The 16,290-nt window shown below is 65.0% G+C and carries 14 protein-coding genes and 2 pseudogenes; 14 read left to right on the forward strand and 2 right to left on the reverse strand.

Translation table 11 applies throughout. The features are described from left to right. The first annotated feature begins 130 nt into the window (after positions 1–130). The 14 genes and pseudogenes from ACSQ3N_RS11285 to ACSQ3N_RS11350 all read left to right on the forward strand — a co-directional run bounded on the left by ACSQ3N_RS11285 (position 131) and on the right by ACSQ3N_RS11350 (position 14,851). Complete coding sequence (locus ACSQ3N_RS11285; protein WP_436146287.1) at positions 131–1,174, forward strand: 4-hydroxythreonine-4-phosphate dehydrogenase PdxA; 1,044 nt, start codon at positions 131–133, stop codon at positions 1,172–1,174. Between the two features lie 24 nt (positions 1,175–1,198). Then, a complete protein-coding gene (locus ACSQ3N_RS11290; protein ID WP_056168381.1) occupies positions 1,199–2,371 on the forward strand; it encodes an L-rhamnonate dehydratase in 1,173 nt (390 codons plus the stop codon). A gap of 5 nt (positions 2,372–2,376) precedes the next feature. Beyond that, positions 2,377–3,306, forward strand: coding sequence for a dihydrodipicolinate synthase family protein (locus ACSQ3N_RS11295; protein ID WP_436146288.1), 930 nt, complete (start codon positions 2,377–2,379; stop codon positions 3,304–3,306). A gap of 10 nt (positions 3,307–3,316) precedes the next feature. After that, entirely contained in the window at positions 3,317–4,765 is a 1,449-nt protein-coding gene (locus ACSQ3N_RS11300) for an aldehyde dehydrogenase family protein (RefSeq protein ID WP_056168385.1), read from the forward strand. After that, the gene (locus tag ACSQ3N_RS11305) at positions 4,762–5,709 is read left to right on the forward strand and encodes an SMP-30/gluconolactonase/LRE family protein (RefSeq protein WP_436146289.1); all 948 of its coding nucleotides are present in this window, start codon (positions 4,762–4,764) and stop codon (positions 5,707–5,709) included. The genes ACSQ3N_RS11300 and ACSQ3N_RS11305 overlap by 4 nt, the downstream gene beginning before the upstream one ends. Next, positions 5,706–6,638 carry a YncE family protein gene (locus tag ACSQ3N_RS11310; protein ID WP_436146290.1) on the forward strand — a complete coding sequence of 311 codons (933 nt, stop codon included), beginning with the start codon at positions 5,706–5,708 and terminating at the stop codon, positions 6,636–6,638. The genes ACSQ3N_RS11305 and ACSQ3N_RS11310 overlap by 4 nt, the downstream gene beginning before the upstream one ends. Positions 6,639–6,650: 12 nt before the next feature. Further along, positions 6,651–7,415: a cytochrome b561 domain-containing protein gene (locus tag ACSQ3N_RS11315; protein ID WP_436146291.1), complete on the forward strand. Its 765-nt coding sequence runs from the start codon at positions 6,651–6,653 to the stop codon at positions 7,413–7,415. 14 nt (positions 7,416–7,429) lie between these two features. Then, complete coding sequence (locus ACSQ3N_RS11320) at positions 7,430–8,524, forward strand: ABC transporter ATP-binding protein (protein ID WP_436146292.1); 1,095 nt, start codon at positions 7,430–7,432, stop codon at positions 8,522–8,524. Positions 8,525–8,618: 94 nt separating this feature from the next. Then, a complete protein-coding gene (locus ACSQ3N_RS11325; protein ID WP_436146293.1) occupies positions 8,619–9,950 on the forward strand; it encodes an extracellular solute-binding protein in 1,332 nt (443 codons plus the stop codon). Positions 9,951–9,962: 12 nt separating this feature from the next. Next, the gene (locus ACSQ3N_RS11330; RefSeq protein WP_056168401.1) at positions 9,963–10,838 is read left to right on the forward strand and encodes a carbohydrate ABC transporter permease; all 876 of its coding nucleotides are present in this window, start codon (positions 9,963–9,965) and stop codon (positions 10,836–10,838) included. Positions 10,839–10,857: 19 nt separating this feature from the next. Next, a complete protein-coding gene (locus ACSQ3N_RS11335; protein WP_436146294.1) occupies positions 10,858–11,682 on the forward strand; it encodes a carbohydrate ABC transporter permease in 825 nt (274 codons plus the stop codon). Between the two features lie 612 nt (positions 11,683–12,294). Beyond that, positions 12,295–12,786: pseudogene (locus ACSQ3N_RS11340) on the forward strand (methyl-accepting chemotaxis protein); the annotation flags it as partial. Between the two features lie 30 nt (positions 12,787–12,816). Beyond that, positions 12,817–13,344 (forward strand): annotated as a pseudogene (locus tag ACSQ3N_RS11345) (cache domain-containing protein); the annotation flags it as partial. A 178-nt stretch (positions 13,345–13,522) separates the two neighbouring features. Further along, positions 13,523–14,851: an ABC transporter substrate-binding protein gene (locus tag ACSQ3N_RS11350; protein WP_436146295.1), complete on the forward strand. Its 1,329-nt coding sequence runs from the start codon at positions 13,523–13,525 to the stop codon at positions 14,849–14,851. Between the two features lie 246 nt (positions 14,852–15,097). On the opposite strand, the gene ACSQ3N_RS11355 is transcribed toward ACSQ3N_RS11350, so the two are convergent. Together ACSQ3N_RS11355 and ACSQ3N_RS11360 are read right to left on the reverse strand one after the other, a co-directional pair. Continuing rightward, positions 15,098–15,682, reverse strand: a complete 585-nt coding sequence (locus tag ACSQ3N_RS11355) for a GNAT family N-acetyltransferase (RefSeq protein WP_436146296.1) — start codon at positions 15,680–15,682, stop codon at positions 15,098–15,100. Then, positions 15,679–16,278: a helix-turn-helix domain-containing protein gene (locus ACSQ3N_RS11360; RefSeq protein WP_436146297.1), complete on the reverse strand. Its 600-nt coding sequence runs from the start codon at positions 16,276–16,278 to the stop codon at positions 15,679–15,681. The genes ACSQ3N_RS11355 and ACSQ3N_RS11360 overlap by 4 nt, the downstream gene beginning before the upstream one ends. Positions 16,279–16,290: the final 12 nt, after the last annotated feature.

Consider the following 16,290-nt stretch of genomic DNA (forward strand, 5'->3'; position numbering starts at 1 on the left):
AGTACATATGAATCATAAATGATAGCCAGAGGTTATCTATCGAGTGCAACTTTTCAATATACGTTAATAGTATTTGTTCTTATATTCGCCACCCATCCGCTTACTGAAGCTTTTTGTAACCACTCTTTACATGATGAAGACAGCAAAGCCCGTCGTTGCCATCACCCTCGGAGACCCGGCAGGCATAGGCCCCGAGCTGATCGCCAAACTGCTGAGCCAGCCGGGCATCACCGATCAGGCCAACATCGTGGTGGTGGGGGACGAGTGGGTGTGGCAAGAGGGCCAGCGCGTCGCCGGCGTCGAGGTGCCCACCGAAGTGGCCGAGAGCTTGGCAGGCGTTCGCAGCCGTTCGGACACCGGTCGCCCCGCCTTCCTGAGCGTGGCCACCATCAACCCGGACCAGGTCGAGATCGGCCAGGCCAGCGCGGACTGCGGAGCCTCGGTGCTCCGGGTGCTGAACGGGTGCATGGATGGCGCCAAGGCCGGCGAGGTGGATGCCATCTGCTTTGCGCCCCTGAACAAACACGCCATGAAGCTCGGCGGTCTGGCGCACGAAGACGAGCTGCACCACTTCGCCGAGTACCTCGGTGTGGATGGCTACTTCTGCGAGTTCAACACCCTGGGCGACCTCTGGACGTCGCGCGTCTCCTCGCACATTCCGCTCAAGGACGCCGCCCAGATGCTGAGCCAGGAGCGCATCGTCGCTGCGGCCCGGCTCATCTACCAATCGCTGCAGGCCAGCGGCCACCCAGAGCCCAAGGTGGCGGTGGCTGCGTTCAACCCGCATGGCGGCGACGGCGGCGTGTGCGGGCGCGAGGAGATCGACATCATCGCCCCCGCTGTCCAGCAGCTCAGGGACAGCGGCTTTCCGGTGGATGGCCCGTTCCCGGCCGACACGATCTTCCTCAAGGCCCGCGACGGCCTGTACCAGGCCATCGTGACCATGTACCACGACCAGGGGCAGATCGCCATCAAGCTCATGGGCTTCAGCAAAGGCGTCACGGTGCAGGGAGGGCTGCCTGTGCCCATCACCACACCGGCCCACGGCACCGCCTTCGACATCGCAGGCAAGGGTGCTGCGGATGTCAACGCGACCTGCAACGCCTTTCAGATCGCCACCCGCATGGGCCTGAGCCAATGGCAGGCCCGCCAGCGGTCCACCGCTACCCACTGACGACCAAGAAGACGCCTGAACATCATGAAAATCAAATCCGTCCGTGCCCGTGTTTTTCAATGGAAGGGCAAGACTGTCCCGCCGCAGGGCAACTTCTGCTCCAACGCCATGGACCTGCTGTATGCGCCGCAGGAGACCATGAGCACCTTCCGCTTCCATGCGTGGACGGTGGTCGAGATCGAAACCGACGACGGCATCGTCGGCCTGGGCAACGTGGCGCTCGCACCCACCATCGCAAAAGCCATCATCGACCAGTACCTGGCGCCGCTGGTGATAGGCCAGGACCCTTGGGACTACGAATACCTGTGGCAGCGCATGTACCGCGCCACCCATGCCTGGGGCCGCAAGGGCGTGACGATGGCGGCGATCTCCGCGGTAGACCTGGCCATCTGGGACATCCTGGGCAAGAGCGTGAACAAGCCCGTGTTCAAGCTGCTGGGCGGGCGCACCAAGGAGAAGATCCCGTGCTACTACTCCAAGCTGTACCGCACCAACCTCGACGACATGCAGGACGAGGCCCAGAGCTTTCTGGAGCAGGGCTTCACCGCATTCAAGATGCGCTTCGGCTACGGCCCGGCGCACCTGCAGCAGGGCGTGAAGGAAAACCTCAAGTCCGTCGAAGCCGTGCGCGAGGTGATCGGCTATGACAACGACCTCATGCTCGAGTGCTACATGGGCTGGAACGTCGAGTACGCCAAGCGCATCCTGCCCAAGCTCGAAAAGTTTGAACCCCGATGGCTCGAAGAGCCCGTCATCGCGGACGACATCGACGGCTATGCCGAGCTCAACCAGCTCACCAGCATCCCGATCTCTGGCGGAGAGCACGAGTTCAGTCTCTACGGGTTCAAGCAGCTGCTCGACAAGAAAGCGGTGAGCGTGGTGCAGTACGACACCAACCGCGTCGGCGGCATCACCGCAGCCCACAAGATCAACGCGCTGTGCGAGGCCTACAGCGTGCCCGTCGTCCCGCACGCAGGGCAGATGCACAACTACCACCTGACCATGAGCACCCTGGCCTCGCCCATGGCCGAGTACTTCCCCATCTTCGACGTGGAGGTGGGCAACGAGCTGTTCTGGTACATCTTCGACGGCGAGCCGATTGCGGAGAACGGCTTCATCCAGCTGAAGGACGACGTGCCGGGCCTGGGGCTGACGCTCAAGACGGAGTACCTGGACCAGTTCGACATCACCGAGTGAACAGCATGCCCGGACTCTCCAGCCCGCGCTACCGCGGTATCTTCCCCGTGGCCCCGACCACCTTCCATGAAGACGGCACCCTGGACCTTGCGAGCCAGAAGCGCTGCGTGGACTTCATGATCGACTCGGGCGTGGACGGCCTGTGCGTCCTGGCCAACTTTTCCGAGCAGTTCCTGGTCTCGGACGATGAGCGCGAGACCTTGACCCGCACCGTGCTCGCGCATGTGGCAGGCCGTGTGCCCGTCATCGTCACCACCACCCACACCAGTACCGCCATCTGCGCCGCGCGCAGCCGCCGGGCGCAGGACATGGGCGCGGCCATGGTGATGGTGATGCCGCCTTACCACGGGGCCACGTTCCGATTCAGCGAAGCGCAGATCCATGCGTTCTACGCACAAGTGTCCGACGCCATCGGCATTCCCATCATGGTGCAGGACGCGCCCGCTGCCGGCACGCCGCTGTCGTCCGCCTTTTTGGCACGCATGGCCCAGGACATCGAGCAGGTCTGCTACTTCAAGATGGAAACCGCGGGCGCCGCCAACAAGCTGCGCGAGCTGATCGCTCTGGGCGGCGAGGCCATCGAAGGCCCGTGGGACGGCGAAGAGGCCATCACCCTGCTGGCAGACCTGGAGGCTGGTGCCACCGGCGCCATGACGGGTGCCGGCTTTGCGGACGGCATCCGGCCCATCATCGATGCGCACCGCAGCGGCGACCGCGACGCAGCCTTTGCGCAGTACCAGCGCTGGCTGCCGCTGATCAACCACGAGAACCGGCAGGCCGGATTTCTGGCTGCCAAGGCGCTGATGAAAGAAGGGGGCGTGATCGCCTGCGACGCCCCCCGGCACCCCTGGCCACCCCTGCACCCCCAGGTACGCGCGCAACTGATCGACATCGCGCGGCGCCTGGACCCCCTGGTGCTCCGCTGGGCACGCTGAAAGAACCGACATGCTTCGTTACGACAACCTCATCAACGGCGAACGTGCGCCTGCTGCTGCCTATGCGGCGAACACGAACCCCAGCGACGTGTCCGACGTGATCGGTGAATACGCCCAGGGCGACACCGACGACGTGAATGCCGCGGTGCTGGCCGCGAAAAATGCGTTTGCCGCATGGAGCCAGACGGGCATACAGGCCCGGCACGACGCACTCGAAAAGATCGCTGCCGAGATCCTGGCCCGCAAGGAAGAGCTGGGCAACCTGCTGGCCCGCGAGGAGGGCAAGACACTCCCCGAGGCCATCGGCGAGGTGACGCGGGCAGGCCATATCTTCAAGTTCTTCGCCGGCGAATGCATGCGGATGGCGGGAGACACCCTTCCATCGATCCGCCCTGGCGTGGGCGTGGACGTCAGCCGCGAGCCGGTCGGCGTGGTGGGGCTGATCACGCCCTGGAACTTCCCGATCGCCATCCCTGCATGGAAGATCGCGCCCGCCCTGGCTTTTGGCAACTGCGTGGTCTTGAAGCCCGCTGAGCTGGCGCCCGGCTGCGCCTGGGCCTTGTCGGACATCATCCTGCGCAGCGGCATTCCGGCTGGTGTGTTCAACCTGGTCATGGGCCAGGGGCGCGTGGTGGGCGAGGCGATGACCCGCCACCCCGACATCGCTGCCATCAGCTTCACCGGCTCGGTGGGCGTGGGCCGCTGCATCTCCGTGATGTGCGCACAGCTGGGCAAGAAGGTGCAGGTGGAAATGGGCGGCAAGAACCCCCAGGTCGTGCTGGACGATGCAGACCTTGCCCAGGCGGTCGAGCTCAGCGCGCAAAGCGGTTTCTATTCAACGGGCCAGCGCTGCACGGCCTCGAGCCGGCTGATCGTCACCGACAAGATCTACCCTGCGTTCGTGGCGGCGCTGCAAGAGCGCCTGCAGAAGATCAAGGTGGGCGATGCCCGTGCCATCGGCACCGACATGGGGCCCGTGGTCAGCCAGAGCCAGCTCGAGCAGGACCTGGAGTATGCCGAGATCGGCCGTGCCGAAGGCGCCACCCTGGCCCTGGGCGGGCATCCGGTGCGCTGCCACACCGGCAGCGCGAACAAGGGCTATTTCATGGCGCCCACGCTGTTTGTGGACAGCCTGCCGTCGATGCGCATCAACCGCGAGGAAATCTTCGGGCCGGTGGCCAGCGTCATCCGCGTGCGGGACTACGAAGAGGCCCTGCAGGTGGCCAACGACACGCCCTTCGGCCTGTCCGCCGGCATCGCCACCGCCAGCCTCAAGCATGTCATGCACTTCAAACGCCATGTGCAGGCCGGCATGGTGATGGTGAATCTGCCCACCGCCGGCGTGGACTACCACGTGCCCTTCGGCGGACGCAAGGCAAGCAGCTACGGCCCCCGCGAGCAGGGCACCCACGCCAAGGAATTCTTCACCACTGTGAAGACGGCCTACATCCACGCATGACCGTGAACGAATTTCCTTCTTCCTCCTTGCAGGTCCTGGACCCGCGCGTGGCACCGGTATTTGCGGGCGCGTCGCTACGCCGACTGTGCACAGGCGCCATATGGAGCGAGGGCCCCGTCTGGCTGCCGCACGACGATTCGGTGCTGTGGAGCGACATTCCCAACAACCGCATCCTGCGCTGGTCTGCCAGTGCCGGCATGTCGGTGTGGCGCGAACAGGTCGAGTTCACCAACGGCCATGTGCTGGACAACGAAGGCAATCTTCTGCATTGCTCGCACGGGCTGCGTGCCATCGTTCGCACTCCGCAGGTGCAGGGCATCGTGCGCGCCGACACCATCGACGAGGTGGTGGTGCGCGAGTTCCGGGGCAAGCGCCTGAACTCCCCCAACGATGTCGTGGTGCAGCGCAATGGCTGCATCTGGTTCACCGACCCCCCCTACGGAATCCTGAGCGACCGCGAAGGCTACAAGGCGCCGCGCGAGCTGCCAGCGAACCATGTGTTTTGCTATGACCCGGCGGACGGCGCGCTGCACGCCGCGTCCGACTTCGTGCAGGAGCCCAACGGGCTGGCTTTCTCGCCCGACGAGCGCTTGCTGTACGTGAGCGACACCTCCGCTGCCCTGAGCGCGGACGGCACGGGCAACCACCACATCGTGGTGTTCGACGTGAACGGGCACAGCCTGGAGAACCCGCGCGTGTTCGCCGACATCTCGCCCGGCCTGCCGGATGGGTTCCGCGTCGACCACTGCGGCTGGATCTACACCAGCAGCCTGGACAGCGTGCAGGTGTACCACCCCGACGGGACGCTGCTCGGAAAGATCCTGGTGCCTGAAAAGGTCGGCAACCTCACTTTCGGAGGTGTGCGGGGCGACACGCTGTTCATCACCGCCAGCACGTCGCTCTACAGCATCGTTCTCAATACCCGCGGAGCCTTCCGACCATGACCGACAACATTCTTTTGCTGGTGGAAAAGTGCAGCCACTGCCTGAGCTACTACGACATCGACAGCGGCGAGCGCCTGGCCAGCATCCAGTTGCCTGACTTTCCGCACGAGTTCGTGATCGACTCCAACGAGCAGTACGCGTACATCGGCCACTACGGGGTCGAGACATCCGGCCACCTGGGCTTTGGGGGCACGCAGATCTTCCAGGTGGACATCGCCCGCCGCGAGCTGGCCCGCACCATCGACATCGCTCCCTTCAACCGGCTGCACGGCATGCAGATGGACGCGCAGGACCGCCTTTATGCCCTGAGCGAGGACTGCGCGCAGCTCGTGGTCCTCGACCACCCCGCCACCGATACTGCACCCCGCCGGGCGGTCAGCACCGGCGGCATCAAGAGCCACCTGTTCGCCCTGACGCGCGACGGCCAGACGGCTTACTCGATGAACCTGCTGTCGCACACCGTGACGAAGATCCGGCCGCACGACGCTACCGTGGCCCCCGTCGCATGCTCGCCCGGCGAAAAGCCCGAGGGCTACGCGCTGAGCGAAGACGAGAAGACGCTGTATGTGACCTGCCGCTGGAGCAACACCCTGTGCGCGATCGACACGGCGACCATGCAGGTGAAGTACCAGGCGCCGTCCCGCGACGATGCCACACGCCTGTACCTGTACCGCGACGGTCGGCTGGTGGTGACCAACTACGGGGCACGCAGCCTGTCGATCGTGGACCCGGCAACCCTGCACGAGCTGGCCCATGTGCAAATGGACGCCCGGGCCATCGCCCTGAGTTTTCATCCCACCCGGCCGCTGGCGTTTGTGAGCCAGGACAACGACCTGCTCGGCTACTTCAACATGGAGACGCTGCAGTTCGAGCGCTTCGTGGCCACACAGCGCGAACCGGATGTCTCGCGCGTGCTGTGCCGCGCTTGAGGTGGGTTGCCCATGAATGATTTGATGCAGTGGCTGTTGACGCCCATCAGCGGCGCCACACACCACGAGATCGCCCCCTGGGCCTACTGGCATGCACGCGTCATGGTGCTGGCGTGGGCGGTGCTGCTGCCCCTGGGCATCTTGGTCGCCCGTTTCTTCAAGGTGATACCGGGCCAGAACTGGCCCACCGTGCGCGACAACAAGGCCTGGTGGCATGCGCACCGCACCCTGCAATACAGCGGCTTTGCGCTGATGCTCGTCGGCATCGGCCTGGCCTGGAGCAATGCCCGTGCGGCGGGCCAGGCGGCCGCCTTGCACGGTGCCATGGGGTGGTGCGTGCTGGGGCTGGCGATCGTGCAGGTCGCGTCGGCGTGGGCCAGGGGCACCAAGGGCGGCCCCACCGCGGCGCACATCCGCGGAGACCACTACGACATGACGGCCACCCGGGTCACTTTCGAGTATGTCCACAAGGCCGGTGGCTACATCGCGCTGTTGGCAGCTGTCGTCACGATCTTCCTGGGCCTCTATGCGGCCGATGCGCCGCGGTGGATGTGGATCGTGCTGGCCGCCTGGTGGCTGGTACTGGGCACGGCATTCGCCTACCTGCAGTACCGAGGCCGCTGCATGGACACCTACCAGGCCATCTGGGGCCCCGATACCGGCACGCCGGCGAGCCGGCAGCCGCCTGTGGGCTGGGGCGTGCGGCGCTACACGGCCGCGCAGTGGCAAAAGAAGTTCGGGCCGCCGCCACCGGCCGCACCCACACCACACCGATAAGCACAGGAGCACACATGGCAGGACTGGAACTACGCAACGTGGTCAAGCGCTTCGGCGACGTGACTGTCGTGCAGCAGATGGACTTGGCAATCCACGAAGGCGAATTCATCGTGCTGCTCGGGGAGTCCGGGTGCGGCAAGAGCACCACGCTTCGGATGATTGCGGGCCTGGAAGAAGTCACGCAAGGGCAGATCCTGATCGGTGGCAAGGACGTCACCCACTCCGCCCCCATGGACCGGGACATCGCGATGGTGTTCCAGAACTACGCGCTCTATCCGCACATGAATGTCGCCGAGAACATGTCCTTTGCGCTGCGGCTCTCGGGCCGGTCCAAGGCCGAGATCGCTGACAAGGTGACCGGGGCGGCCCGTATTCTTAACATCGAGCATCTGCTCGAGCGCAAGCCCAAGGAGCTGTCGGGTGGGCAGCGCCAGCGTGTGGCCATCGGGCGGTCCATCGTGCGGGAGCCCAAGGTGTTCCTGTTCGACGAGCCGCTGTCCAACCTGGACGCCAAACTGCGGGGCCACATGCGCGCCGAGCTGGCCATGCTGCACGAACGGCTGGCCAAGACCACGGTGTACGTAACCCATGACCAGGTCGAGGCCATGACGCTGGCCTCGCGCATCGTGATCTTCGACAAGGGGCGCATCCAGCAGATCGGCACGCCGTCCGAAGTGTTCACGCGTCCGGCCAGTCTGTTCGTGGCGGGGTTCATCGGCACGCCCACCATGAACTTCTTCAAGGCCCGCTACACCACGGAGCAAGGCCTTGGCGTGCTGCGCGGCGAGGGGTTTGCCTGGACCGCGCCCGACTGGCTGGCGGCCCAGCCTCCGCGCGCGGACCAGGCGCTGACGCTGGGCCTGCGCCCCCAGGCCCTGCGCCCCCGCGCCGGCCACCACAGCGTGCTCAGCCTGAATGTGGATGTCGTGGAGTACCTCGGCACCGAGAGCCAGGTGGTGGGCCACATGAACACGCCCGCCGGCCAGCGCGTGGCGGCCATGCTGCCCGGCAATGCACAAAGCCAGTTGCGCCAGCGGATCGACCTGGGTTTTGACACCGCAGACATGCATGTGTTTGACACCGACTCCGGCACCTCTCTGCACCCTTGAATCCCCCAAGCACTGAACCAATGAACTTGTTCCCACAGGTTTCACGGATTCCCCCCGTCTGAACGTACCCCCATTCGCCCCCCAGGAGACACCCATGAAAAGACGCGATTTCGTAAAAAGTGCCAGCGCCACGGTGTTCGGTGCCAGCCTGCCTTTCAGCGGCATCCACGCGCAGAGCCGCTACTCCAAGTACGCAGGCCAGACGGTGACCTTCAGCGTGCCGTCGCACCCGCACTACGACGCCATGATGAAGATCCTGCCGGAGTTCACCAAGGAGACCGGCATCAAGGTGGAGACAGACCGCTTGGCCATGGGCCGCATGAAGGAAAAGCAGCTGCTGGAAATGGCCAAGCCGCAGGGCGATTACGACCTGGGCTGCTATGTGGTGATGTGGAAGGGCGAGTACGTCGCCAAGAACCTGATCCGGCCGCTGGAGCCATTCTTTCAAAACCCTGCACTGGCCGACCCCGCCTACGACATCAAGGACATCATCCCGGTCTACCTGGAAAACCTGGGCCTGGTGGGCGGCCCCAAGGGCTACCTGGCGGGGCCGGGCGCCAAGCTCTATGGTCTGCCGTACGGCGCTGAGACGTCCGTCCTGGCCTACCGCAAGGACATCTTTGCCAAACACAACCTCAAAGTCCCCGAGACGTATGCCGAGTTTGGCCAATTGCTCCGGGTCATCAATGACAAGGAAGGCATCGGCGCCTTGGCGTCGCGCGGACAGGCAGGCCACCAGGCGGTGCATGCCTGGCTGCTGCACCTGAATCCGCTGGGCGGCAGCGTGTTCGACGACCAGTGGCGCGCGCGATTCAACGACAAGGCGGGCATCGCCGCGCTCAAGTTCCTGCAGGAAGTGGTTGCCACCGGCCCTGCAGGCATTGCCGGGTACGGGCAGGGCGAGAGCAACACGGCATTTTTGCAGGGGCAGGCCGCCATGTACCTCGACTCGACGTCTCTCGCGGGCTTGGTGAACGACCCGGCCAAGTCGAAGGTCGTAGGCAAGGTGAGCTGGGCGCTGCATCCGATGGGGACCCGCCGGGCGTCGCAGTCCGGCGGCCTGGGCCTGGCGATTGCCAAGAATGCCAAGAACGCCGACGCGGGCTTTCTGCTCATGCAGTGGCTGACGTCGAAGGCGCAGGACAAGGCGGTGACCAAGGTGGGCGGCGCGCCCACGCGCAACTCGACGATGTCCGACGCCGACCTGGTGCGGCAGTACCCCGAGTTCATCACCTTCAAGGAGGCGCTCAAGTACTCCAACCCGGACTGGCGCCCCATCATTCCTGTCTGGGACAAGATCAATGTGCAGGCGCTCGGCGTGGGCATCTCGGAGGCGCTGACCGGCAAGAAAACCGCCGAGGCCGCGCTCAATGATCTGGTGGCCCCCGTCACGCAGATCATGCGCGAAGCCGGCTACAAGGTCTGAGGAGCGCACGGCATGCGCACACCCGCCTGGGTTCCTCTTTTGTACGTAGGGCCCGCCGCGCTGATCATGGCAGCGGCTTGCCTCTACCCGGTCCTCTCGGCCTTTCAACTGGGCCTGTACGACTGGAGCATGGGCACGCCGTGGAGCGAAGCCCGCTGGGTCGGCCTCGATGCCTTCGTGGCGGCCTTCACCAACCCGCGGGTGTGGTCGTCGCTCTGGACGACGCTGCTGTTCGCCGGCGTCTGCGTCACGGCCGAGATGCTGCTGGGCATCGCGCTGGCATTGGCGCTGGAGCGGCCCGTGCGGGGCACGGCCATCTTCCGCACCTTGTTCATCCTGCCGATGATGATCGCGCCCATCGCCGTGGGCCTGGCGTGGCGCTACATGTTCGATGCGCAGTTCGGCTTGATCAACGCCGTGCTCGGCCTGTTCAAGATCGCACCCTTGACCTGGCTGGCAGACCCCACGCTCGCGTTCGCTGCGATCGTGATCGCCGACATTTGGCAGTGGACGCCGTTCGTTTTCATCATGATGGTCGCGGCGCTGGCCAATGTGGATGGCGCCGTGATCGAGGCATCGCGCATCGACGGCGCTAACTGGTGGCAGATGACCACGCTGGTGAAGCTGCCCATGATCGCGCACGTCATCGCCATCACTTTGATGATGCGGCTGGTGGATGCTTTCCGGGTGCTGGAAGTCATCTACGTGCTCACCTTCGGCGGGCCTGGCGATTCGACCGAAATCCTGGCCCTGCACATCTACAAAACCGCCTTCGTGGGCCAGCAACTGGGCGTGGCTGCAGCGATCTCGGTGCTGTTGCTGGTGGTGGTGGCCGCGCTGTCGTTTGCAGCGCTGCGCATCTCCAACCCGCTGGATGCCAAGAAGTGAATGAGGCCGTGACATGTCCATGAAACGCTCCCCCGTGATCGTCACCGCCCACTACGCCATGCTGGTGAGTCTGGCGTTCCTGTGCATCGCTCCCATCGTCGTCATTTTTGCGACCAGCCTTCGCCAGCAGGTCGACATCTTTGCGGAGCCGCTCAACTTCATCTTCACCCCGACGCTGGAGAACTACCGCGGAGTCCTGCAGGAAGACAAGTTCGACCGCTACCTGTACAACAGCCTGTTCGTCGGCATCGTCTCCACGGCGGTCACGCTGATCCTGGGCTGCATGGCGGCGTATGGCCTGGCGCGCTTTCGCTTCCCCGGACGGCATGCGCTGGCGTACACCACGCTGCTGCTCAGAACGGTGCCCCTGGCTGTCATGGCGATCCCGGTGTTCCTCATCTGGAACGAATGGCATCTGGTCAACAGCCTGTGGGGGCTGGTGCTGCTGTATGTGGCGGTGAACCTGCCGTTCACGATCTGGCTGCTGTACGGCTTCGTGCTCCAGGTGCCTGTCGAGCTGGAGGAAGCCGCCGCCATCGACGGCTGCGGCCCCATCCGCGTGTTCACCAAGGTGCTCCTGCCGCTCATGGCGCCGGGGCTGGCCGCGGCGTCGATCTTCACGTTTCGCATTGCCTGGAACGAGTTCATCCTGGCGCTGGTACTCACCGACCGCCACTCCCGCACCTTGCCGGTGGCCGCTTCGCTCTTCATCACCGACATGGGCGTGGATTGGGGGCGCGTCATGGCCATGGGCAGCCTCATCGCCATACCGCCGCTGATCTTCACCTTCGTGGCGGCGCGCCAGATCATCACCGGGCTGACTGCAGGCGCTGTGAAGGGCTGACAGGCCTCGCTCGCCCATTTGCTAGCCCACTCACTCGACCATCCGGCCTCTTCGTTCGCTCGACGGTTCTCGTTGGCACCCGCTTTCCCCTCCATTTTTGTCCTTGCATCGCACCTTATGAGATTCACGCAGAAGCTGAGCATTGCGCAGAAACTTTTTGCCTTGTCGACCACGCTGGCCGCGCTGGTGTTGCTGGGGGCGTGGCAGGTGTCCCGGTGTCTCAGCACCATTCTGGGCAAGGCAGCGACCTTGGCCGACGCGGGCCCCATCGCCGACAGCGCAGGGGCCGCGCAGCAGATGCTGGGCATCACGGTGGCGTTGGTGGTGGGCGGGCTGCTGGCCCTGGCGTGGTGGGTGGGCAGTGTTTTGCGCAGGCGGGTGGCGCTGGCACGCAAGTTCAATGACGATGTGCGGGTGGGCAACCTGACCACGCTGATCCACGACCCGGTGGCCGACGAGTTTTCGCCCCTGATGACGGCGATGCGCGAGATGCAGGAGTCGTTGACCAAGGTGGTCACCAAAGTGCGGGCGGGCGCACAGGAGGTGTCCATCGCCAGCGACGAAATATCGCAGGCCAACACCGACCTGTCCGAGCGCACGGAGCGCCAGGCCATGTCGCTGCGGCAGACGTCCGACGCCATCGACGCGCTGGCCAGCAGCGCCTCGCTGGTCGGCGAGAAGTCCGACTCCGGCAACACGATTGCGCAGCAGACGGCAAAGGCGGGCGAGCACGGCAACCGGGCCTTTGCCTCGGTGCAGCAGACGATGCAGCAGATCGCCTCGGACTCGGCACGCGCCTCGGACATCATCTCGCTCATCGACGGCATTGCGTTCCAGACCAATATCCTGGCGCTCAACGCCGCAGTCGAGGCGGCCCGCGCCGGTGAGCAGGGCCGGGGATTCGCCGTGGTGGCCAGCGAAGTGCGGTCGCTGGCCCAGCGCAGCGCTGGTGCAGCCAAGGAGATCAAGGAACTGCTGACCGGCAGCAACGACCGCATCGCCACCGGCGCGAACCTGGTGCACACCGCCGCCAAGCAATTGACCGGCATGACCGACGCCATCCACAGTGCGACCCGCATCATGACGGAGATCGCGCAGTCGAGCCGCACCCAGCGCCAGAACGTTGGCGAAGTGATCCAGTCCATCGAGATGATCGATCAGGCCACGCAGCAGAACGCCGCGCTGGTGGAGCAGACGGCCGCTGCGTCCCAGCAGCTGCGCATGCAGGCGGCCCGTCTGGTCGAGTCGGTGAACGTCTTCACGCTGAACGGTTCGGCGCGCGAGGCGGAAGAGCAGGTGCGGCGCGCCGTGGCCCTCATCCAGCAGGTGGGGCCGGAAAAGGCCTACGCCGAATTCACCCGCGGCACCGCCTTCAAGGACCGCGATCTCTACATCACCGTGTACGACTTCGGCGGCCGCAACCTGGCCCATGGCGCCAACCCCGCCAACGTGGGCAAGACCCTGATCGACATGAAGGACTTCAACGGCGTGCTCATCGTCAAGAACTCCCGCGATCTGGCCCGGGACCGCAACAGCGGGTGGTCTGCGCCGTACCACATTCTCAATCCGGTGACGCAGCGCGTCATGGTGAAAAAGGCCTACGTGCAGCGGGTGGGGGACACGTTCGTCTCGTCCGGCATCTACGTGCTGGACATCGAGTGAACGTGGGCATTCACATGGACATGGGCGAAGGCATGCGCATGACAGGGCGGATGGACGCAGGCTTGAATAACCGAGTGAGTGCAGGTCCGTATGCGATTGGGATTGGAATTGGGATTGCCCGCGTGATTGCAGGTGTTGTCGAAGTCATGAACCAACCAGGGAATGGGTGAAAGACCGTATGAAACGAAGAGCCTTGATCCAGTCGGCATGCGCCGCAGCCGTCCCCGTAGCCTTTGCGCCCTCGGCGCGATCTGCCGACATCTACGCCCGCTACCGGGGCCAGAAGGTGAGCCTGTGCCTGCCCAAGCACCACCACTACGACGCTGCCGTCAAACTGTTTCCCAGGTTCACCGAAGAGACCGGCATCAAGGTCGAGTTCGAGCAACTGCCCATCGCGGACATGAAGAAAAAGCAGTTGTCCGAGATGGCCAAGGGCCAGGGGGACTATGACCTGATCTCGTACGTCGTCATGTGGAAGGGCGAGTACGTCAAGAAGAACTTCATCCGGGAGATCGAGCCCTTCCTCAAGAACCCGCAGCTCACCCTCGGCGACTTCGATCTGCCCGACATCATCCCCAGCTTTCTCGAAAACATCGGGCTGGTGGGCGGGTGGAAGGGCTACCTGGCAGGCGGCGCGGCCAAGCTGTACGGCATGCCCTACGGCGCAGAAACCTCGGTGCTGGCGTACCGCACCGATGTCTTCGAGAAGCTCAATGCGAAGCCGCCCACGTCTTACTTCGAGCTCGAGCAGTTGCTGCCCTTGTTGCATGACAAGGCCGGCATGGGGGCGCTCGCATCCCGCGGAAAAGAGGGGCACCAGTGCGTGCACGCCTGGCTGCTGCACCTGAATCCGCTCAATGGCGGCATCTTCGAGAACAGCTGGCTGCCCCGCTTCAATGATGCGGCGGGCGTGCGCGCGGCGCAGCTGCTCAAGAAAATCATCGACACCGGACCGGCAGGGGCGCTCAATTTCGGCCAGAGCGAGATGATCAATGCCTTCCTGCAGGGCGAGTCCGCCATGTACCTCGACTCCACCCTGATCTTCGGCGCGGTGCGCGACCCCAAGCTGTCCAAGGTGAACGGCAAAGTGGCCTTTGCCAGGCATCCGCGCGGCAGCCGGTATGCATCACAAACCGGAGGCCTGGGCCTGGCCATCCCCACCAACTCCAAGAACGCCGACAGCGCGTTTTTGCTGATGCAGTGGCTCACGTCGAAAGCCCAGGACAAGGCGGTGTGCCACCTGGGCGGCGTGCCGCATCGCATGTCTACCCTGGCGGACGAGGGACTGGGCAAGAAGTACCCGGAGTTCCAGATGCTGTCGCGCAGCATCGGGGACGCCAATCCCAACTGGCGGCCCATCATTGCGCAGTGGGACGAGATCAACACCGATGTGCTGGGCAAGAGCATCCACAGCGTGATAGCCGGCCGCCAGCCCGCCGAGGCCGCGTTGAACGATGCGGCGCAGGCGGTGAAGAAAATCATGCAGCGCGAGGGCTACATCACCTGACGGGCCATGCCGAAGGGTGCGCCGCGCGATCTGCGGTGCGGGCAGTTCGGCGGGTGCTAGAGGTACGGGGCGGGGTGACGCACGGTGGGGCGAACTCCAGCGGTGCATGTGCGCCATGGCAGATGGTGTGCGAACAGATGGGTGGGTTGCCTTCGAAACCCTCGCACGCCCTCGACCACACTCCACTAGCTCTTCAGATCCCTGGTCCATGTCAGACCCTCGGAGTCTTCGGCTCCCTTGCTTCTTTCAAACACGCTTGCAAAAGAAGGTGGTGCCGCAGAAGGCGCCATCAGGCATCAGCGCGTAGTCGGGCACCACGCCCACCCGCTGCCAGCCGGCGCGCTGGTACAGGCGCTCGGCGTCGCCACCGGTCACGGTGTCCAGCACCAGCACGGTCTTGCCCGCATCGCGTGCGGCTTCGTCCACGGCGGCCATCAGGCGCTGGGCCACGCCCTGGCGGCGGGCGCTGCGGTGCACCAGCATCTTGGCGACGTCGGCGCGGTGGGGCTGGTTGTCGGGCATGGCGGTGATGAGCTGCACCGTGCCGACGATGCCTCCCTGCGCGTCCTCGGCCGCCAGTAGCACGCGCTCGTTGCGCGCCACGCCATCCGCCACGCTGCGCCAGAAGGCCAGCGCCTTGTCGTGCGGCAGGGGCCACATGAAGCTGACGGATGCGCCGCCCTGAACGCAGTCGATCAGCACCTCGGCCAGGGCCTCAGCGCAGGCGGCGGCCTCGTTGGCGCCCAGGCGGCGGATGGTGATGTTGGGCGCGTCGGCGGCAATGGCTGCCTGGGCCGTGGAGGCTGAGGGTGACAGGATGGCGTCGGTCATGGTTTTCTTCGGGCGGTGGGGGCGAAGGAGAGGGTGGTCAAGGCGACCACGTAGCGCGCAGGCTGCGCGCCCGGGTTGTGGAACACGATGGGCTGGTTCAGCTGCATGGCCAGGCAGTCGCCCGCGGCCAGTGCCCAAGTGGTCTCGCCCACGGTCAGGTCCATGCGGCCTTCGATCAGCCAGACCTGCTGGTGGATGTCGGCGTCATGCACCGCGGAATCGAGCGACACGCGCTGGCCGGGCGGGAAGACCACCTCCACCAGTTGCAGCGGCGAAGTGGCGGGCGGCGAGAGCCGGCGGCGCACATAGCCCGAAGCCGGATCCTGCCACTGCGGCTGATCGGCAGCGCGGATCAGGGGCGATGGGGCTGTACCGGGGTCGCTGTCGCTGCTGTCCTCGAAGAACGACGCCAGCGCCACGCTCAGGCCGATGGCCAGCTTGTCGAGCACGGCCGCAGTGGGGCTGCTCTGGCCGCGCTCGATCAGCGAGATGTTGGAGCGGCTCACTCCACTGCGTTCTGCCAGGGTCTCCAGCGAATAGCCTCGTGCGGTGCGCAGATCGCGCAGGCGTTGGGCAATGCGGGTGTTGATGTCCATGAAGGCAGTTTA

Origin of the sequence: Acidovorax sp. LjRoot194, assembly GCF_964253015.1 — a bacterium.
GTDB lineage: Bacteria > Pseudomonadota > Gammaproteobacteria > Burkholderiales > Burkholderiaceae_C > Acidovorax.